The 19,433-nt window shown below is 62.8% G+C and carries 21 protein-coding genes; 13 read left to right on the top strand and 8 right to left on the bottom strand.

All coding sequences use genetic code 11. The features are described 5' to 3' along the window. Nucleotides 1-31: 31 nt before the first annotated feature. From ACX5I6_RS20555 to ACX5I6_RS20585, 7 genes are all read left to right on the top strand, one after another. Nucleotides 32-691 (top strand): response regulator transcription factor, encoded by a 660-nt coding sequence (locus ACX5I6_RS20555; protein ID WP_461841878.1) that lies wholly within the window; start codon nt 32-34, stop codon nt 689-691. A 27-nt stretch (nt 692-718) separates the two neighbouring features. After that, complete coding sequence (locus ACX5I6_RS20560) at nt 719-2,164, top strand: sensor histidine kinase (protein WP_461841879.1); 1,446 nt, start codon at nt 719-721, stop codon at nt 2,162-2,164. Further along, nucleotides 2,161-3,114 carry a TAXI family TRAP transporter solute-binding subunit gene (locus ACX5I6_RS20565; protein ID WP_461841880.1) on the top strand — a complete coding sequence of 318 codons (954 nt, stop codon included), beginning with the start codon at nt 2,161-2,163 and terminating at the stop codon, nt 3,112-3,114. Before ACX5I6_RS20560 ends, ACX5I6_RS20565 begins: the two co-directional genes overlap by 4 nt. A gap of 284 nt (nt 3,115-3,398) precedes the next feature. After that, nucleotides 3,399-3,521: a hypothetical protein gene (locus tag ACX5I6_RS20570; protein ID WP_461841881.1), complete on the top strand. Its 123-nt coding sequence runs from the start codon at nt 3,399-3,401 to the stop codon at nt 3,519-3,521. 71 nt (nt 3,522-3,592) lie between these two features. Further along, complete coding sequence (locus ACX5I6_RS20575) at nt 3,593-3,781, top strand: hypothetical protein (RefSeq protein WP_461841882.1); 189 nt, start codon at nt 3,593-3,595, stop codon at nt 3,779-3,781. A 163-nt stretch (nt 3,782-3,944) separates the two neighbouring features. After that, on the top strand, nt 3,945-5,327 hold the full coding sequence (locus ACX5I6_RS20580; protein ID WP_461841883.1) for an MFS transporter: 1,383 nt from the start codon (nt 3,945-3,947) through the stop codon (nt 5,325-5,327). A gap of 298 nt (nt 5,328-5,625) precedes the next feature. After that, nucleotides 5,626-5,916, top strand: coding sequence for a hypothetical protein (locus tag ACX5I6_RS20585; protein ID WP_461841884.1), 291 nt, complete (start codon nt 5,626-5,628; stop codon nt 5,914-5,916). A 400-nt stretch (nt 5,917-6,316) separates the two neighbouring features. On the opposite strand, the gene ACX5I6_RS20590 is transcribed toward ACX5I6_RS20585, so the two are convergent. From ACX5I6_RS20590 to ACX5I6_RS20625, 8 genes are all read right to left on the bottom strand, one after another. Further along, complete coding sequence (locus tag ACX5I6_RS20590; protein WP_461841998.1) at nt 6,317-7,246, bottom strand: ROK family protein; 930 nt, start codon at nt 7,244-7,246, stop codon at nt 6,317-6,319. A 341-nt stretch (nt 7,247-7,587) separates the two neighbouring features. Beyond that, nucleotides 7,588-8,655, bottom strand: a complete 1,068-nt coding sequence (locus tag ACX5I6_RS20595) for an LLM class flavin-dependent oxidoreductase (protein WP_461841885.1) — start codon at nt 8,653-8,655, stop codon at nt 7,588-7,590. Between the two features lie 55 nt (nt 8,656-8,710). Beyond that, a complete protein-coding gene (locus ACX5I6_RS20600) occupies nt 8,711-8,914 on the bottom strand; it encodes a tautomerase family protein (protein WP_461841886.1) in 204 nt (67 codons plus the stop codon). 12 nt (nt 8,915-8,926) lie between these two features. Continuing rightward, nucleotides 8,927-10,414: an aldehyde dehydrogenase gene (locus tag ACX5I6_RS20605; RefSeq protein ID WP_461841887.1), complete on the bottom strand. Its 1,488-nt coding sequence runs from the start codon at nt 10,412-10,414 to the stop codon at nt 8,927-8,929. Beyond that, on the bottom strand, nt 10,404-11,141 hold the full coding sequence (locus ACX5I6_RS20610; protein ID WP_461841888.1) for an alpha/beta fold hydrolase: 738 nt from the start codon (nt 11,139-11,141) through the stop codon (nt 10,404-10,406). Before ACX5I6_RS20610 ends, ACX5I6_RS20605 begins: the two co-directional genes overlap by 11 nt. A gap of 13 nt (nt 11,142-11,154) precedes the next feature. Next, complete coding sequence (locus ACX5I6_RS20615) at nt 11,155-11,709, bottom strand: amino acid synthesis family protein (RefSeq protein ID WP_110542234.1); 555 nt, start codon at nt 11,707-11,709, stop codon at nt 11,155-11,157. Continuing rightward, the gene (locus ACX5I6_RS20620; protein ID WP_461841889.1) at nt 11,706-12,314 is read right to left on the bottom strand and encodes an amino acid synthesis family protein; all 609 of its coding nucleotides are present in this window, start codon (nt 12,312-12,314) and stop codon (nt 11,706-11,708) included. The genes ACX5I6_RS20615 and ACX5I6_RS20620 overlap by 4 nt, the downstream gene beginning before the upstream one ends. 52 nt (nt 12,315-12,366) lie before the next feature. Beyond that, nucleotides 12,367-13,047 (bottom strand): GntR family transcriptional regulator, encoded by a 681-nt coding sequence (locus ACX5I6_RS20625; protein WP_141182921.1) that lies wholly within the window; start codon nt 13,045-13,047, stop codon nt 12,367-12,369. Between the two features lie 140 nt (nt 13,048-13,187). Here ACX5I6_RS20625 and ACX5I6_RS20630 point away from each other — a divergent pair, with 140 nt between their 5' ends. From ACX5I6_RS20630 to ACX5I6_RS20655, 6 genes are all read left to right on the top strand, one after another. Next, on the top strand, nt 13,188-14,126 hold the full coding sequence (locus ACX5I6_RS20630; RefSeq protein WP_461841890.1) for a flavin reductase: 939 nt from the start codon (nt 13,188-13,190) through the stop codon (nt 14,124-14,126). A gap of 105 nt (nt 14,127-14,231) precedes the next feature. Beyond that, nucleotides 14,232-15,662, top strand: a complete 1,431-nt coding sequence (locus tag ACX5I6_RS20635; protein WP_461841891.1) for a purine-cytosine permease family protein — start codon at nt 14,232-14,234, stop codon at nt 15,660-15,662. Then, nucleotides 15,659-16,240 carry a cysteine hydrolase family protein gene (locus tag ACX5I6_RS20640; RefSeq protein ID WP_461841892.1) on the top strand — a complete coding sequence of 194 codons (582 nt, stop codon included), beginning with the start codon at nt 15,659-15,661 and terminating at the stop codon, nt 16,238-16,240. Before ACX5I6_RS20635 ends, ACX5I6_RS20640 begins: the two co-directional genes overlap by 4 nt. Nucleotides 16,241-16,265: 25 nt before the next feature. Next, nucleotides 16,266-16,745: an NUDIX domain-containing protein gene (locus ACX5I6_RS20645; RefSeq protein WP_461841893.1), complete on the top strand. Its 480-nt coding sequence runs from the start codon at nt 16,266-16,268 to the stop codon at nt 16,743-16,745. Continuing rightward, nucleotides 16,742-17,185 (top strand): riboflavin kinase, encoded by a 444-nt coding sequence (locus ACX5I6_RS20650; protein ID WP_461841894.1) that lies wholly within the window; start codon nt 16,742-16,744, stop codon nt 17,183-17,185. Before ACX5I6_RS20645 ends, ACX5I6_RS20650 begins: the two co-directional genes overlap by 4 nt. A gap of 9 nt (nt 17,186-17,194) precedes the next feature. Continuing rightward, nucleotides 17,195-18,688: an NAD-dependent succinate-semialdehyde dehydrogenase gene (locus ACX5I6_RS20655; protein ID WP_461841895.1), complete on the top strand. Its 1,494-nt coding sequence runs from the start codon at nt 17,195-17,197 to the stop codon at nt 18,686-18,688. Nucleotides 18,689-19,433 lie beyond the last annotated feature (745 nt).

Below are 19,433 nucleotides of genomic sequence, written 5' to 3' on the forward strand. Positions count from 1 at the left end.
ACCGCCTTCGCGCAGTGAGAGGAGTCAAGGGATGCGGATAGGAGTCGTCGAGGATGATGACGGCGTGGCCGGCGCACTGCTCGATGCCCTGGCGTCCCACCGCATCGCCGCGGACCGGATGTCCCGCGGCGGGGACGTCCTCACGCGCCACCCGGAATTCGACCTGATCCTCCTAGACCTTGGCCTGCCGGACATGGACGGCATCGAGGTCCTCCGCAGCCTCCGGCAGGTCACGGCCGTCCCGGTCATCATCCTCACAGCCCGCGACGACGAACGGTCGGTGGTCAGGGGCCTGCGAAACGGAGCCGACGACTACCTGGTCAAGCCGGCGCGGATGACCGAGCTGCTGGCCCGGATCGAGGCGATCCGCCGGCGGGCCAGCAGGGCGCGTGAGTCGACGGCGACCGTCCGCCAGTTCGGTGAACTGGCGGTTGACCTTGCGGGCCGCGAGCTCACTGTGGCGGGCAAACCCGTCCCGTTGACCACCAAGGAATTCGACCTCCTCGCCGCACTGGTGGACAACCCCGGCACCGCGGTCAGCAGGCAGCAGTTGATGGACCAGGTCTGGGGCGACGCCTTTGTAGCAGTTTCAAAGTCCCTGGATGTCCACATGACAGCGCTAAGGGCGAAGCTCGGCCGCCCCGCCCGGATCGAGACCATCCGGGGCTTCGGCTACCGCTGGATCGGATAACTTTTGCGCAGCCGTCTCCTCCTGGTCTTGGCGATCCTAGGCGCCGTCGTCGTCGCGGGCTTTGCCTTCCCGCTCGCTGTCTCCACGGCAGACGCGCGGACCCGCGAATTCGTCCTCAGCAGGGACGCTGACCTGCAGCGCTTCGCGGACCTCGCAGACGGCTATGCCAGAAACGGAAATCCCGGGCTCCTCTTTGAAGAAGCCGATGCCTACCACAGCCTGTACGGGGAAGCCCTGGCTGTGGTCTCCACCAGGGGCTCAGCGCCGCGGGCGGTGGGAACAACCCTCGAGGACCCCGCGGTCTCGGCCGCCATCGGCCGTGCCTTAAGGAACGAACGATCATCCGCGGTGGAGCTGCTGACCCCCTGGAGCCCGGGCACCATTATCTTTGCCAAACCCATTGGCACAGGTGCGCAGGTTAACGGGGCTGTGGTGATCGCTGCATCCACCGCATCCGCCCGTGAAGACATCCTGCTGGCCTGGGTCATCATCACAACAGGCTCCCTCGCCGCCATCGTCGGATTTGGCGTCCTCGCGCTGTCGGTGAGCAGATGGGTGCTGCGCCCACTCGAAGAAGTCAGCACACGGATGCAACGGCTGACGCGCAGCCTCCCCTTTGTTGCACTTGGCAGCGGAACCACGGGTGCTCCCTCAGCGGTAGGCAGGACCGGCCCGCCTGAGTTGCGGGCTCTCTCTGCCGCCTTCGAGACCATGGACACCGCAGTCCATACGTCCGCGGACGCCCAGCGCAGGCTCGTGGCAGACACCGCCCATCAACTCCGCAATCCGCTGGCCGCCCTACAGCTGAGGCTGGACACCCTCGGTCCCCGCGTGATGGAGGACGGCAAAAAGAGCCACGAACGTGCCATGGGTGAGGCCATCCGGCTCGAGGAAATCCTCGATGACCTGCTGGCTCTGTCGGTAGCCGAAGTTCCGCGGATCAAAGGCGGCGCCGGCGAGAACACGTGCGTTCCGTACCTCGTCGCCGTCGAACGGGCGGACTACTGGCATGACACGGCCGCGGAATCCGGCACCGGCTTCCATGTGGACGAAGACCCCGACGGGCTGGAAGCGCAGATCGATGCCGGCGACTTGGAACAGATCCTCGACGTGCTGTTCGACAACGCCTGCAAGTACGCCGGCCCAGGCACCACGGTGCGGATCTCGGTTGGCCTAGGTCCGGGCCGCAGTCCTGAGTCCGGCCAACAGACCGTAGTCACGGTGTCCGATGACGGCGCCGGGGTAGCTTCCGACGAACTGCAACTGATCACCCGGAGGTTCTACCGCGGCACTTCACGGGGCGGCACGGCCACAGGCGATGACCGCCCCATGGGCACCGGCCTGGGCCTGTCCATCGTGGTGGCGCTGGTGGAAAGTAACGGCGGAGAGCTGTTCATCCGGGAAACGCCCGGTGGCGGCCTGACATTCGTGATGTCCTTCGCGGCCCCCGCGCACAAGGAGACGGGGACATGACACCTCGACCAGACGGAAGTGCCCTGCTGTCCCGACGGCGGCTGCTCGCCGGCGCCGCGGCGGTCACCGCCGGTATCACCCTCGGCGGCTGCAGGCCGGATGTTCGGGCATACAGCCTTGGCACCGCCGAGAACCGCGGCTTCTTCTTCGACTTCGGGCAATCACTGACCGCCGCCGTAGCCCGGGCCCACACCGGATTCACACTGAACCCGCTCATAACCGGGGGCTCCGTCGAGAATGTACCGGACATCATGGCAGGGCGGCTGGACCTGGCCCTTGCTTTGGCAGACGTCGCCGCCACAGAACGGGACAACCTGCGGGCGGTCGGCCGCGTCTACCTGAACTATCTCCAGTTCGCGGTACCGGCCGATTCCCCGGTCCGGACGCTTGCTGACCTGCGCGGCCGTACCATCAGCCTGGGAGCAAGCTCCGCGACCACCAGGGCGGGCGGCCTGCTGTTGAAGGCCGCCGGTCTCACCGAAACCGATGTGAACGTACGGGCCGTTCCCGTGACGGCAGTCCTGGACGCCCTCGCAGGCGGGGAAGTGGAGGCAGCCCTGTTCGCCGGCGGCGTTCCCCACCCCGCCGTGGACCCAAGCGCTGGGCGCGGGCCCGCCCAAGGCATACGCCTGATTGATCTGTCCAGCTATTTGCAGGTCCTGCAAGCAGAATACGGTCCCGTCTACCAGCAGGTAAGGCTGCCCATTGGGCTCTACGGCTCCGAGCAAGAGATCGGTTCCATCGGCATCGCCAGCCTCCTCCTGGCCCGGGCCGACCTCCCGGACGATGTTGTAGGCCGAATAGTCGATGTCCTGATCGAAAGATCCTCCGAGCTGGTGCCGCCAGGCACCGTGGGTGTCCAATATCTCGACACCAGGTCCCTGATCTACACATCCGGCGTACCCCTCCACCCCGGAGCCGCCGCGGCCTACCGACGCCATCACCGATGACACCGGCATGGATGCAGTAATTTGGACCGCACCAGCGAAAGACAGAACCATGACCACACGGAAGTGAGGTCGTCCTCAGCTGAGTGATGAGTCCTCCTCCTCCATCCGCGCCCTCATCATATCCGGCAGCTTGAAGGGTCCCTGGAACTTGTCCCCGCAAGGGATTCCAGGTGGCGCCCCGGTCAGCGGGACGGACATCCGCGATATTTTCCGGGTCCAGGCACTCGTTGGTCGTAACTTGGCCGCAGGGCAACACTGAACGCGTCCGAGGGCGACCCGAACTTGTGGCCCTCGACCACGAACTCATTGCCGCCGCGTCCCGGCACGACGAGGTGCTCCTTGAGCAGAAGAACCATGCCTTCCACCCTGAGATCAACCTGCTGGCCGACGACCGCAAAATCATTTGAGTGATGGGCCTAGTAACCTGCTCCGTTCCTCGCGCCGCCACTCGAACATCCAGGGTTGGCCCCGGGGCAGCGTGGATGACCACTTCAAACTGCTCGAGGCCATCCGATCCAAGGACGCCGACGCGGCCGGACAGGAAATGGAAGGGCGCATCGTGTATTGCGGACAGCTGCTTGGCGCCCACTTCGACAAGCGCATGGCTTCTTTCGAAAAGTCGGACGAGGCCCCGAATCGGGCCGCTCTGGGGCTCACCCGGGTGTAGGCGGGATCCCAACAACCCTAAGGGAGTCCTAAGAATTCGCTGTTTCTATTTTGTGAATCGGTGATGTGAGACACATTTGAACTAGTTCCAGGGCATAAGACCCGAACACGACGCCAATGGCAGCAGAACGCCGATGGCACCGTCCAAGAACAAAGGAGTTCAAATGAACATGCAACAAGCTTCGGCGCCGGCGGCGAAGCCGCGTGTCGTCAGCAATGTGGTCAAGGGATGCCTCGGCAACCTGATCGAATGGTACGACTGGTTTGTCTACGCATCCTTCAGCATCTACTTCGCGGCCTCTTTCTTTCCCAGCGGAAACCAAACGGCACAACTGCTCTCAACGGCTACCGTCTTTGCCGTCGGCTTCCTCATGAGGCCGCTGGGCGGATGGATCTTAGGAATTTATGCAGACAGGTTCGGCCGCCGAAACGCTCTGGCCGCCTCGGTCCTGCTAATGAGCGCAGGGTCCCTTACCATTGCCCTCACGCCTTCCTTCGCTTCCATCGGCATGTTTGCCCCGATTCTGCTCGTCATCGCGCGGCTCGCACAAGGCCTCAGCGTCGGAGGCGAATACGGATCCAGTGCAACATACCTGTCAGAAATTGCCACTCCCGGCCGGCGCGGCTTCTACTCAAGCTTCCAATACGTGGGCATCATCCTCGGCCAACTCTCCGCGCTGCTGGTCATGATCCTGCTTCAAAGCGTCCTGAACGGCGAACAAATGGCAGCGTGGGGATGGCGCATCCCCTTCATCGTCGGAGCGGTAGCCGGTCTCGTCGTCATGATCCTCCGCCGAAGCATGGACGAATCCGAGCACTACAAGATCGAAAAGGCCAGGCAGAACTCACTGTCCTCCAGCAGCACCAAGCCGGCTGGTTCGCTCCGCACCCTGATGCAGTACCCGCGACAACTCCTGGCCGTCTTTGCGCTGGCCCTCGGAGGGACCGTGGCGTTCTACGTCTTCACGACCTACATGCAGAAATACATGGTCAACACCTCGGGGATCAGCAAGGAAGATGCCTCCGTCATCAGCTTTTGCGCCCTCTTCGTCTTCATGTTCCTCCAGCCAGCAGCCGGTGCGCTCTCGGACCGAATCGGACGACGTAAAGTCATGCTCTTCTTTTCCATTGGCGGCACCATCATGACCGTCCCACTGATGACGATTCTTTCGCACACGACCAACGTCTTCGGTGCATTCGCACTCATGATGACCGGCCTAGTCTTCGTTTCCGGCTACACCGCTTTGGCTGCAGTCGTCAAGGCCGAGATGTTCCCCACCCGAGTCCGCGCCCTTGGCGTCGGTATTCCCCATGCGCTCGTCGCCGCAACCTTCGGCGGTACCGCAGAACCCATCGCCCTGGCCCTCAAGCAGGCCGGAAACGAGTCAGCCTTTTTCTGGTACGTCACAGTCTGCATCGCCCTCACCCTTGTCGCTGCTGTCATGGTCAAAGATCCCGCCAAGAGCTCAACCCTTGAAGCAGACCTCCATGCTGGGGATGCCGACAAAGCCACAGTCCCCTCCTCGGCCCGAAACTCCGTGTCGTAGCCGCCACCCATTTCATAAAGCAGCGACAGCGTACGACGGCGGGAATATTCCGCCGTCGTACGCTCTCGACCGAGCTCCACCGCAGCCTCCAGGACCACACCTCATCGCTGACGCCATCACCGAAGGCGACAAACACCGTGCGTGCGACCAGATTGAAGGCCCCTTCGCACCTCCCGCCGTCCCACCCGCAAACGCTGAAACGCAACAGCAGGGCGAGAGCGGCCCTCAGTATGACCGTCAGGAACACGGCCGGAACGGGCCGCCGGGATCCTGCCCCAAACCGCGAAAGCCAGAGCACATGACCCTCAACCGAGCAGCACCCCGCAAGCACGACAAATGGAGCCTCCTGATCAACACCGTGGTGGAAATCCGACTCCACGGTCAGGTGCTCAGAACTGGGTTCGTCGAAAACGCCATGCCCGACTCCTCTGCCCTCTGGATCGCCGCCGACCGCAACGGACCACGGCAGATGTTCGAAGCCTGCCAAGGACACCAAGTCTGGGTCACACCCCAAAAATTATGCGGCGAACTTAGCTACCGGATGACGGCGCAGCAGATTCTGGGAGCAGGCACTCCAAGGCGTGCGTAAAAACCTTGGGACGCCCGACGCACGGTCAGGCTGGCCAAGGGCTGACTTAGAACAGCCCCACAGCCAGCCTCCGGCAAAAACACCGTCCCACCGGCCGGAAGGGGCAGACCTACGGCATCTGGAAGCACACCTCAACAAGACTATTCACGACCTGGGCTGAAGAAGGAGTGGGAATCGATGTCCGTTTAAGCTGCGAAGAAGGCGCTCCAGGCCAGAGCCGGGGCGATTCTCATGAGTTAACCCCGTTGCTGCCGGGGGCTACCCCGACGGCTCCCAATCCCCGTGGAGCCTGTTCAATATGGAGGTGCTGCACCTGATATCGGTAACCGGGCAACAAGCCGGCGTGGCCAATTTTTGGACCATCGCTGACATTAAAGTCGGGGACGTAAACCAAAGTGTGTCATTGGGTAGCTCTTGTCAGTTCCGGGAAGGGCTGCTGATTTGCGAACCAGCGAGGAAACGTTTCGTCGAACAATTGCTCACGTGCCAACGCGGCTCCTCCCCTCAGTGGTTCCCGCTCGTCTTTGATGGAGAAGGTGATTTGGAGATCTCGGGTGGCGAGCGGCAGCGATAATTCATAAATGCGCTGCCGGACCTCTGCAAGGAAGACTTCGCCCGCTGCGGCCATGGCACCCCCCAGCACAAGTACTTCCGGGTTGAACATGTTCACCATGGCCGCCAAGCTCTCCCCGGCGACATGGGCCGACTTTTGGACGAACGCTATGGCAAGGGCGTCACCTGCCTGAGCGGCCTGGGCTATGTCGTGGATGGTCAGCGCGCCCTTCTTGTACCGGGCGGCAAGCGAGGTAGTACGGCCCTCACTAATCGCCGTTTCTGCTTGCTGCACTAATGCCCACCCGCCGGCTGACGCTTCAAGACAACCGGTCTTGCCACACCGGCATTGAGCATCTGGGTCCCCAATCCTGACATGACCGATGTCGCCGGCGGCGCCGTTCGCGCCGCGATGAATTTTTCCCTCGGACAGCAGGCCGGCGCCGATTCCTGAGCCGATTTTGCAGTAGATCAAATTCACGACGGAGCCACGTCGCCGGGCGCGTTCCCCAAGCGCCAGGAGATTCACGTCGTTGTCCACCCAGACAGGAGCGTGAAAACGTTCCTCGAAGGGAGTGCGGACGTCGATGTCATTCCAGCCCGGCATTAAGGGAGGCGCCACAGGCCGTCCCGTAGCGAAGTCGACAGGGCCGGGCAGGCCCACGACTACACTCCAGACAGGCTGGTTCGGACCCTTTCTCAATACCCCGTCGACGAGGGACATGACCTTCTTGATAGTCTCCTCCGGCCCTCGCGAGATATCCCACGTACTGTGCACGTGCTCCAAGACTCGCCTTAGACACTCCGATTCGGACCGCCAGATCGGCCGACGATAGTCCTTGAGCTAGCCGATAGTGCCGTACCTGGGCGGCAATAACCTGCTCCAACTTGCCCGCCGTCTGCTCTGCGGCGCCGTCTCCAGCTTCTTCGGTCATATCAGCTATCCTAGACAACAGCATTTTCGCATCGGACCAAGGCGAGCTACTCAACGCTCCCTCCATTCGGCAGGCGAGAGCATCAACAGATCCTCCTTCAGAAATAGACAGGCGGTCCGTCCGTAAAGGACGAACCGCCGCCTGAAAAAGATAAGAGGTTCCGTGTGGTGAACCCCTGGGTGCCTCAGCTCGTTACGGTTACACTCTGCTCCTGGAACGCCGGCACGACGTGTTCGATGAAGAGTTCGAGTGAGCGCTTCTTTTCCTCGTGAGTGAGGCTGTTGTCGGACCAGACGCTGAATTCGGTGACGCCGAGGGATTCGTAGTGGCGGAGCCGTTCGATGATTTCGTCCGGGGTGCCGATCATGGCTGTCTTGTGCAGGGACTCGGGCGTGAACTCGGGGCGATCGGCGAACTTTTCTTCCGGGCTGGGCTCGAGGAAGCCGTTTTTGGGGGTGGCCTTGTTGCCGAACCAGGCATCGAAGGTCCGGTAGAACTTGTTGATGCCTTCGGCGGGGCGGCGCCAGCCTTCAGGCTCGTCTGCCGAGTGGACGTGGGTGTGGCGCAGGACCATGAGTTCCGGGCGGGGAATGCCGGGGTTCTTCTCGACGGCGGAGTCGAACTTGCGTGCCAGGTCTTCGACTTCCTCGTCGCCCTTCATCAGTGGCGTCACCATGACGTTGCAGCCGTTTTCGACTGCGAATTCGTGGGAGGAGATGTCGCGGGCGGCGATCCACATGGGCGGCGTGGGCTTCTGGACGGGCTTGGGAACGCTCGTGGACGTGGGGAACTGCCAGACTTCGCCGTCGTGGGCGTAGTCGCCTTCCCACAGCTTGCGCACCGCCGGGACGAGCTCGCGGAGGTGCTTGCCGCCGTCAACGGCTGACATGCCGCCCATGAGGCGGTCGAACTCAAACTGGTAGGCGCCGCGGGCCAGGCCAACCTCAGCGCGGCCATTGCTGATGACGTCCAGGAGGGCGCACTCCCCGGCCACCCGGAGGGGGTTCCAGAACGGAGCGATGATGGTGCCGGCGCCGAGGCGGATCTTGGACGTTTTTGCTGCCAGGTAGGCGAGCTGGGGCATGGGGCTGGGCGAGATGGTGTATTCCATTGAGTGGTGCTCACCGATCCAGACGGTGCTGAAGCCGCCGGCTTCGGCCATGAGGGTGAGCTCTGTCAGGTTCTCGAAGCATTCCTGGTGCGAGACGGACTCGTCCCAGCGTTCCATGTGGACGAAGAGGGAAAAGCGCATTGTTAACTCCTTTGTAAGCGGCGGTCCGCCGGGCCAGCACGGTTTAGTGCTGTACTTAGCTGGTGGCTGCGGCGTTGCGTTCGGCTATGGTCTGATTGCCGCGGGACCAATGCTCGTGCTCGATCTCGCGGATGATGACGGTCGTGTTTTCCGGTACGGCGCCGACTGCGTTTTCCGCTGCCCGGTGAAGCTCGTTGATGAGCGAGCGGAGCTGTTCGGGGCTGCGGCCCCGGGCTATTGATACTTCGATAAGTGGCATGTGAGGTTTCCTTTAGCTGCGCATGATGAAGGGATCCGAGACGGGGCCTTCATCGGTGTTTATCCAGACGCTCTTGAGCCGGGTGTATTCGTGCATGGACTCCAGTCCGTGCTCGATGCCGACGCCCGAGTTCTTGAATCCCTGGCGTGGTGACATCGGGGACATGGCCCGGTACGTGTTGACCCACACCGTGCCTGCTTCCAGCCGCCGTGCCATTCTGTGGGCACGTGCAAGGTTTTGGGTCCAGATACCGGCGGCGAGTCCGTATTCGGTGTCGTTGGCCAGACCCACGACCTCGTCCTCGGACTCGAAGGGCATGATCGCCGCCACTGGTCCGAAGATTTCCTCCCGCACGACGCGCATGCTGTTGTCCACATCGGTCAGCACCGTGGGTGCGAAGAAGTACCCGGGAAGGTCGATCTCTGGGCGTTTGCCGCCGGTGCGGACAGTTGCACCTTCGCTGACACCGAGATCGACGTAGGAGCTGACCTTGTCCAGCTGGGCACCGAAAGCGAGGGGGCCGAGCTCGGTGGTGGCCACCCGCGGGTCACCGATGATGATTGAGGCCGCTCGCTCGGCGACGCGCTCGACGAGTTCGTCGTAGACGCTGCGGTGCGCGAAGACCCGGCTGCCGGCAATGCAGGTCTGACCCGCCGCCGCGAAGATCCCGGCGATGACACCCATCGCCGCGTTGGATACGTCCGCGTCCTCGAACACAATGTTGGGGCTCTTGCCGCCCAGCTCCAGGGTCGAGCCGATGAAGCGTGATGCCGTCTCTGCGGCGATTCGGGCCCCTGTCTGGGTTGAGCCGGTGAAGGAGATCTTAGCCAGGTCGCGGTGGCTGACCAGGGCTGCTCCTGCTTCCTGTCCAAAGCCGGTCACAACGTTCACGACCCCGTCGGGGAACCCTGCCTGGGAGGCCAGCTCGGCTACGCGGAGGATGGTCCGGGAGGTGTACTCGCTGGGCTTGATGACGACGGTGTTGCCAGCGGCCAGGGCAGGGGCAAGCTTGGAGGTGGTCAGCGTCAGGGGCGAGTTCCACGGCGTGATGGCACCCACGACGCCAAGAGGCTCACGCTGGGTGTAGTTCAGCATGGTGATGGAGTTCGTGGGGATCTGGCTGCCCTGGACTTTGTCGGCCAACCCGGCGTAGTAGTACAGGTACTCAGGCAGGGAGGCCATCTGGCCACGCATCTCGCGCAGCAGCTTGCCGTTGTCAAGGGTTTCCAGTTCGGCGAGCTCGTCGGCGTGTTCGCCAATCAAGTCCCCGAGGCGGCGGAGCAGGTGGCCGCGCTTAGTGGCCGTGAGGTCGCGCCACAGCGGGGACTCAAAGGCTTCTTTGGCTGCTGCGACGGCGCGGCGGACGTCCTCTTCGGTTCCCCGTGCAGCTTCATAGAGCACTTCGAGGGTTGCGGGGTTGGTGCTGGCAAAGTATTCGCCACCAGTTGGAGCCGACCAGGTACCCCCGATGAAGTGGTCGTAGCGGAGTTCAGCGGACATTTGAATGCTCCTTGATAAAGGCGGTCAGCGTGTGGGCGAGTTCCTGTGGACGCTCGACCGGCATCATGTGACGTGCGGCGGGAATGATGGAGTAGGTACAGCCGGGAATGGCCGCAGCAAGCCGGGCACTCATCTCCGGCGTGGAGCCCGGGTCCAGCTTCCCCGTCACTGCATGGGAAGGGACGCTGATGTCAGGGAGTTCTGGCGCGATTTCGGCGTCGGCGGTGGCAAAGACGCGGTAGCAGGCCAGGAAGGACTTCGGATCGTTCCTCTGCAGCACCTCGCGCGTGGCATCGATCAGTGCCGCGGGGACAGCGGATTCTTCCGGATACCAGCGCTCGATCGATGCCTCGACCGTCGCAGGGAAATCCGATGCAGCGGAGGCGAGCCGGACCATAACCGCGGCATGCTCCTGGGAAGTGCGGTCGCACACGGATGCCACCGATACCAGGCTCGCCACCAGGTCAGGTCGGAATCTGGCCACGTGCTGGGCCACGAGGGCGCCGAGCGAGAAACCCACCAGATGGGTGTTCGGTTCGAGCCGTCCGGCGACGTCCGCCGCGAGCTCGGCAAGCGTGATTCCGTCCCGGGCCGGTGGACGCTGTCCGTGTCCGAGCAGTTCCAGGACCTGGACGTCGTATTCCGGTTCGAGGTATTCGCGGAGGGGCTCCCACATCGATCCATCCAGTCCCACCCCGTGGATCAGTGCTACACGCTCACGGCTCACGGCGGATGGCACCTCAGTTCTTTTCGGTGGAGAAGGCTGCCAGGCGTTGCTGGGGCCGGCCCTGGGCAGCGGCGGCGAGGGCGATCACGATTTCATCGGCGTGCGGTGCGTCGTTGATCCTGACCTCGATGCTCTGGTGGTGGGAGCGGATGGTCGCATCGGTGATGTGCTTGAGCGGGATGTCGAACAGGACACCGGCGGGACCGCGCTTTTCCACTGCGGGCAGGAGTGTCGTGGCGTTGGCGGCGTCCCGGAAATGATTTCCGAAGGCCAAGGTGTGGATCAGCCCGGAGCCGTGCTCGATCTCGCCGTTGAGCCCCACAATGGCGGCCTTGCCATACGCCTCGGCTGGAGCGCCCAGGGCCTCGAGCACCCGCGGGGCGAGAAGCGCTCCAAGGTCCGAAGCGTTGGCGTCGATACCTTCAGAGAGGTCTTCAACGAATCCCTGGCCGGCCCACGGGTTCTTGACGATGGCCGCGACAACCGCGACACGTGCCGCCGGGCTGACTTCCCGTCCTCCTTCAGTGAGGACGTCTTCGGTGACGGTGACGATCTTACGAATGCTCATGAAACAAGTTCTCCTACTGTGTCTGCTTTGACGATGGGGTCGGTACGGCGATCGCCGATGCGCGAGTGCGGGCGCGGGCCGGTGGAGGCCCCGAGAACGACGACGATCTCGCCCGGGCGCGGCGCGTCACTGACACGGGTTGTGATGGTCTGGTAGTGGGTCCGTGTTGCAGCAGCGTTCTTGTGCCACAGTGGTACGACGAGCGAGGCCCCGGCGTCACCGCGGTCGTCGGCGAAGCAGATGATGGACTCGCCTTCAAAGAATTCGCGAACGAGGTTGCCGAAGAAGGGTGTGTGGATCAGGGCGGCGCCGTGTTCGATTTCACCGTCTGTACCGACGATTGCCGCCTTGCCGAAAGCCTGGATGGCTTCGACGCCACCGAGGTTTTCAGCGAGCACGTCGGTGAGTTTACGTGCCAGGACGGGCGCGAGCTGGACCACTTCCTCACTGAGGTCATCCGTCGGACGGCCATTCAGCCAGGGATTGGTGACCACTGCCGCTGCAGTGGCGCGGACTGCGGGGATGGCCGGCGCGAGGCCGTTCTCGTCCAGGATTTCCTCGCTGTAGTAGACGATTTTCCGGATGCCAGGAGTTTGGTCGTTCATCGTTGAGTCTTTTCGGTCGTAACGAAGCGCATGGCTTCCTTTCGTGGTGTGTTCAACTCCGGGGATCCACTGCTGGGTCGCTCAGAGCTTCCCGGGAGGAGGCATGAACGTGGTTCCTCATAGCGGATTCGGCTCCGAAGGGGTCTTTGTGTTCGATCATTTCCAGGACCGCACGGTGTTCACGGGTGGAGGCTTCAAGCCTGCCGGGGTGTTCGACCGTGCGCAGGACCAGCCGTTGGTAGGCGAGCTGGTTCATGAGCCGCCCGTAGTGCTCCACGAGCTTGCGGCTGTCCGAGCCGCGCACGATGGTCCAGTGAAACTCGTGGACAAGCCGGGCATAGGCGTCGGTGTCGTGCGTGAGCGAGGCCATTTCGGATTCTTCAAGGTTCCGCCGCAGTACAGCGAGTTCCGGGACCTCTCCGCGGCGGGCAAGCAGGGAAGCGGCCAGTCCCTCCATTGATTCCTTGAGCTGGAAGAGTTCGATGATCTCCCGGCGCGTAGGCTCGCGGACGAAGGTGCCTACTTTCGGGCGGATCTCAACAAGCCCTTCGTGCTGAAGCTGCTTAAGCGCCTCCCTGATCGGTGTTCGGCTGACATCGAATTCCTGCGCCAGAAAGGCCTCCGGAAGGACTGCCCCCGGAGGGAACTCCCCGCTCAGGACGAGCCTGCGGATGCGATCCAGGAGTCCGTCCTGTTCGGCGGCTTCACCGACTGTTGCGAGATTATCTTGCATACATGAAAGCGTATGTTGCATGCATCAGTAACGTCAATAGGACCTCCAAAAATCTGCAAAAACCGTAGAAAAGCCGGAAATATAGCTGATTTTCTCAACCCTCTTGACCTTGGCTTGTGAGCTGGATTACCGTTCTTGGTATGCAACAGACTTTGGAACCGCTCATCACGTCGGCTTGGTTGGCCGCTTGGGACAAGGGTGACCTTGATGCCCTGGACGGCCTCGTAGCCCCCGGTTACACGCGCACCAGCAAGGCGACGGGTGCAACCGTTGACCTTGCCGGCCTTAAGTCAGAGATCGCGGCGGTCCGGGAAGCTTTCCCCGATCTGCGCACCACGGTCGATGACGTCGTCGAAGGAGATGGCACCGTCGCCGTCTTCTGGACCTCCACCGGAACCCACACCAACGAATACCTCGGCGTCCCCGCAACCGGACTGACCGTCCAGACCCGCGGATCGAACATACTCGTCCTTGAAAACGGACGAATCCTGAAGGAGTCCGTGACGTGGGACGGAAGCGAATTGCTTGCCGGTCTCGGGATCAGGCCCCTGCGCGGCATCGCCACGCCCACCACCACGGACGGGGCGGAGTTCCCAGAGCTGGACCCGGACCTGATGAAGTCCTTCAACCGCCAGTTCATCACCGGGGTAACGGTCGTCACCACAAAGGAAGGCGAAACGCCGAAGGGACTGGCAGCGAACTCGTACTGCTCGGTTTCCCTCGAACCGCCCCTGGTGCTCGTCTGCGTCCAGAAAACCTCGAGCACCTACTCTGCTCTCTTCTCCTCCAGCCACCTCGGCATCAACATCCTCGGCACCGAACAGCTGGACACCGTGAAGACGTTCGCTTCGAAGGCGCCGAACAAGTTCGCCGAACTGAACTGGCATGACGGCCCCAACGGCAGCCCCCTGCTGGACGGATCCGCAGCTTCTTTGGAAGCGGAAATCCAGGAACGGTTCCAGGCCAAGACCCACACCGTGTTTATCTGCCGGGTCCGGCACGCTGAAACCAGCAACACCACACCCATGGTCTACAAGGCCGGGCGGTTCTTTGACGGCGCTGAACTCGCCGAACTCTAAAAAGGCCGGCGCGACTGACCACCCTCCGACAGGCACCAGCCGCACCGACCCAATCTGCTCGCAAGCAGCGCACCAAGGGTGCGCTTCCCACATTAGGACACATAGATGAGCTCTGAAACCATGCGCGCTGGCGAAGACAGCGTCGCCGAAGACCGCGGATACCGCAACAGCCTCACCAAAATCGAGCCCTACGGCATCGAGCACATCCCCGACGTCGAACGCCACGGGAAGCCACGCTCCCAGTTCTTCCTCTGGTTCGCCGCAGGAATGAACTTCCCCATCGTTGTCCTCGGCTTCAGCGCCACCTACTTCGGCCTCCCCTTCTGGGCCGCGGCCCTGGCCATCATCCTCGCCGGGGTGACCTCATCGGCGGGTATGGGGTACCTGTCCCAGATGGGAGTCAGGCTTGGAGTCCCGCAGCAAATGCAGGGCCGCGGCCCCCTCGGGTTCATCGGCAACCTCTTCCCGGTCGCCTACGTGAATGTCTTCGCCGGCATCGGCTGGGCCGCCGTCACCGTCATCCTCGGCGGCAAGGCCATATCCCTGCTCACTGACATTTCTTTCTGGCTTTCCTCGCTGATCCTCATGGGCATCCAGCTCGGTGTTGCCGTCATCGGCTACAACCTGATCCACTTCCTGCAGCGGATCCTCTCCTTCGTCCTGGTCATCGGCTTCATCTTCATCACCGTCGTGGCAGCGGCCAACGGACGCATTGAAAGCGACTTCAACCCAGCCGCGAAGGGCTTCGACGGGGTCGGTGGCTGGATCATCTTCTTCGGCTGGTTCTTCTCCTTCATCGTCGCCTGGATGCCCTTCGCCTCCGACTACTCCCGCTACCTGCCCAACACACCCGGCAACCGCCGCGGAGCCGGTTGGGCCACCATGCTCGGCAACTTCGTCACCCTTGTCTGGATGGGTATCCTCGGCACCCTTTTGGGAACCACCACCACCGCGTCCGACAGTATCGGAGCCCTGAAGGAACTCATGGGTCCGTGGGCCGCCGTCGGCCTCGGCGTAGTCGCCCTGTCCTCATTCACCCAGAACTTCCTCAACGTCTACGGTGGCGCGATCTCGATCCAAACGATGGGCGTGCCGGTCAAGCGCCACACCGCAGTCGTGTTCATCTGCGTCGCCTCCTACCTGGTCGCGCAATGGGGGCAGACAGGGTTCAACGAAGGCTTCACGGCCTTCCTGAACCTCACCGCATACTGCATCGCCCCCTACGTCGCCGTCCTGGTCTGCGACTACCTCTTCGGCGGCCGCCGTACCAAACGCGGCCTGCGCGAGCTCTTCGACAAATCCCGCAAATTCGAATGGGGCTTCGTGGCCTGGGCCGCCGGCGTCGTCCTCTCCTCCCCCTTCTGGATGTCCTCTATCTACACTGGCCCCATCGCAGCTGCCTTCCCGCAGATCGGCGACCTCTCCTACTACATCGGGGCAGCCGTCGCGACCGGCGTCTACTTCGCCACCCACCGCCGTCAGCGCCTCTCCGGCCACGCCATGCTGGACCGCACCCCGGCCGGACAGACCCTGTGACCGCCGCCCCTCGCCCCAGCACCGCGAGGCTCGTCGTCATCGACATGCAGCGGGCATTCCGGGACGAGGGGCAATGGCAGGTCCCTCGGTACAACGAGGTCGTCTCCGTCATCGAATGGCTCCAGCAAGAACTCGGATCCGGCACCGTTTTCACGCGCTTCGTCCGCGACGAAGCTGAGCACGGTGCGTGGGCCGCCTACTACCAGCGCTGGAACGAGATGCGTCATCCGGCTGATGCCAAGACTTGGGACATCACCATGGATGTCCCAAACACGGCAACGGTGGTCAACGCCCCGACGTTCTCCAAATGGGGACCACAGCTGGCAGCCCTCATCCCGGAAGGAACCGAAATGGTCCTGACCGGAGTCGCCACCGACTGCTGTGTTCTGTCCACCGCACTCGGCGCCATCGACGCCGGACGTTTCATCACCGTCATCTCCGATGCCTGCGCCGCCGTAAGCGATGAGGCCCAGCAACAGACCCTGGCGCTCCTGGAACTGCTCCCACCAATGTGTGAAGTGATGACCAGCGAGCAGTTCCTTACCCGCACCGTGCGGAACGACTACTCCCGCCCCTGAAAACCCGCCACACCCGGAGCACCACATGAACACCTCCACACTGCCGGATACGGTGCGTGAAGATCCCAGTCCCACCACCGGCCTCCCCCGAGAGGTCATCGCCACCATCGTTCAGTGGCGCGGCAGGATCGCCCTCTTCAAGCGCAGCCAGTCCGTCGGCCACGAACGCGGTCTCTGGCACTGCATCAGCGGCTACCTCGAGCCGAAGGTGTCCCCTGAGCAGCAGGCCCTGACCGAGCTGGAGGAAGAAGCTGGACTCACCCTGCAGGACCTGGCCGATTTTCAACGCGGGGAACAACTCCTGATCCCCGACCACGAAGGTAACCCCTGGTTGGTGCACACCTTCACCGCGACAAGCCTGCGGCGCCGGCTGACGATTAACGACGAACACGATGCCTACCGTTGGACGATCCCGTCCAAGATCAGCCGGTTCTCCAACCGCGTTCCCTGGCTCGACACCGTCCTACAGGCAGCGCCACGCCCATCAACAGGGGAACAACAGTGATCACCATTGAAGGCACCGTGGAACACGGTGACCAGAGAGGCAGACTTCTCGGGTTCCCCACCGCCAACATCCCGCTAGAGAACGAAGACATCGAGGACGGTGTTTGGGGAGCCATCGTACTGCTCGAACCAGGCAGACGGGTCCCGGCCGCAGTATCCATAGGCCGCCGGTCGACGTTCTACGAAAAGGGACAACGCCTCCTCGAAGCGCACCTCCTCGACGTCAATGAAGATCTCTACGGACGAACAATCCATATTCAACTCGCCACGAAAATCCGGGATCAGCGGGCCTTTGAGAACGTCCAGTCACTTATGGAGCAGCTGCGCCAGGACGTCCAAAAGGTCCACGAATGGTCCATCTCCCACTTCCCCCCATCCCCGTCGAAGACCCGCAACGAACCCAGCGGCCGGAACTCTAAGACACTGAACCACGCATTCTAAGGAGCCGATATGGCTGACACCACGACCCTGACCATCGACCGCGAAACCTCCCTGCTCGCATCCGTGCCCACCGGCCTGCTGATCAACGGTGAATGGCGGGACGCGTCCGACGGCGGCACGTTCGATGTGCATGATCCCGCCACGGGGGAGGTCCTCGCCACCCTCGCGTCCGCCACCAGCGAGGACGCGGTCGCCGCGCTGGACGCGGCCGACGCCGCGCAGGCGTCCTGGGCACGGACCGCTCCCCGGGTGCGGTCCGAGATCCTGCGCCGCGCCTTCGACCTCGTCACCGAACGCGCCGAGGACTTCGCCCTCCTGATGACCCTGGAAATGGGCAAGCCCCTGGCCGAAGCCCGCGGCGAAGTCACCTACGGGGCAGAGTTCCTGCGCTGGTTTGCCGAGGAAACCGTGCGTGACTACGGCCGCTACCTCACTTCTCCGGAGGGAAAGGATAAGATCCTGGTCCAGCACAAACCCGTTGGCCCCTGCCTGCTGATCACGCCGTGGAACTTCCCCCTGGCCATGGCCACGAGGAAGGTCGCCCCCGCCGTCGCCGCCGGTTGCACCATGGTGTTGAAGCCTGCGAAGCTGACGCCGTTGACGGCGCAGTACTTCGCGCAGACCATGCTCGACGCCGGCCTGCCCGCCGGTGTCCTCAACGTCGTGGCCTCATCCTCGGCTTCCGGGATTTCCGGGCCGCTGCTGAAGGACTCCCGGCTTCGGAAGGTGTCCTTCACCGGCTCCACCCCTGTTGGCAAGCGTCTGATGGCCGACGCGGCCCAGAACGTGCTCCGCACCTCCATGGAGCTCGGCGGGAACGCCCCGTTCATCGTGTTCGAGGACGCAAACTTGGACGCCGCCATTGAAGGGGCCATGGCCGCGAAGATGCGGAACATGGGCGAGGCCTGCACGGCCGCCAACCGCTTTCTGGTCCACGAATCCGTTGCGGCCGAGTTCACGGCCAAGTTCGCTGCAGCGATGGGGGCACTTACCACGGGCCGCGGCACCGACCCGGACACCAAGGTCGGACCCCTCATTGATGGCGGCGCCCGGGATGACGTGCATGCTTTGGTCTCTGCGGCGGTCGAGGCCGGAGCCGTAGCGGTCACTGGCGGCGCCCCGGTGGACGGGCCAGGTTACTTTTACCAGCCCACCGTCCTCGCCAATGTCCCCAACGACGCAGCGATCCTGGGCCAGGAAATCTTTGGCCCCGTCGCCCCCGTCACCACCTTCAGCAGCGAACCAGAAGCCATCAAGCTCGCCAACGCTTCCGAGTACGGCCTCGCGTCCTACCTCTATAGCCGCGACTTCAACCGGCTGGTGCGGGTGGCGGAGCAGATCGAATTCGGCATGGTCGGGTTCAACGCCGGCGTCATCTCCAACGCCGCAGCACCCTTCGGCGGCGTCAAGCAGTCCGGCCTGGGCCGCGAAGGCGGCTCGGAAGGCATCACCGAATACACCACCACCCAATACATCGGCATCGCCGACCCCTACGCCAAGTAGCATCTGGGCGTGATGAACAGTCATGTAGCTCAGAACTGGGCAGCGCTCGAACCGGGCCAATCTGTCTATGTCACCGAAGCCCCGTCCCTTCGGTACCCAGCCACCGTTGACGAAATTACTGAGGACAAAACCGTCCTATGGATAACGGCAGGAAATTCACGTCGCGCCTTTGACTATCGCGAAGGGGTCGTCGTCGTTCCTGCCTGATATAGACCGGATCCGGATCATCCAGATGCTCGTCATCGATCGCTCCCAGGTGACGAATGCGAGCAGAACATACAGCTAGCCCAGCGGATTTGCTGGGCTAGCTGTTGCTCTAAAGACTATGCATTCCAGGTCCTGCTGCTGGCCGGATGACGCCGATGCTTGAGCGATGAAAGCTGGCTTAGTCCTGGTCTGTGAGTTTCGACCACACCCCAGCCTGACGTAAAGGTGGTCTCGCAAGGGAGGATTCACCTGCCGGTGGGGCTTCGCTCTTGTTCTCAGGCATCTGTCTAGCCGCAAGAGGGGACTTCGTCAGCTCCTTGCCGCAAGCGAGTCTCATCGAGTCCCGGTTCTTTGGCCTATTTCGATGATTCTCGGGCTACCGCACCTCGGTTTCCTGCCATTCGACTGTCAGGGTGGGATTTGAGAACATCATGAGCGACTGTCAATAAAACGGAAACTTCTCCCTATTCTGACGCCACGCCGATCGTTGCTTCGAGTTTCGCGTGCCAGGTGAGGTCGGCCGATCGGCGGCCGCAAG

It is taken from the genome of Arthrobacter sp. MMS24-T111 (assembly GCF_054888995.1).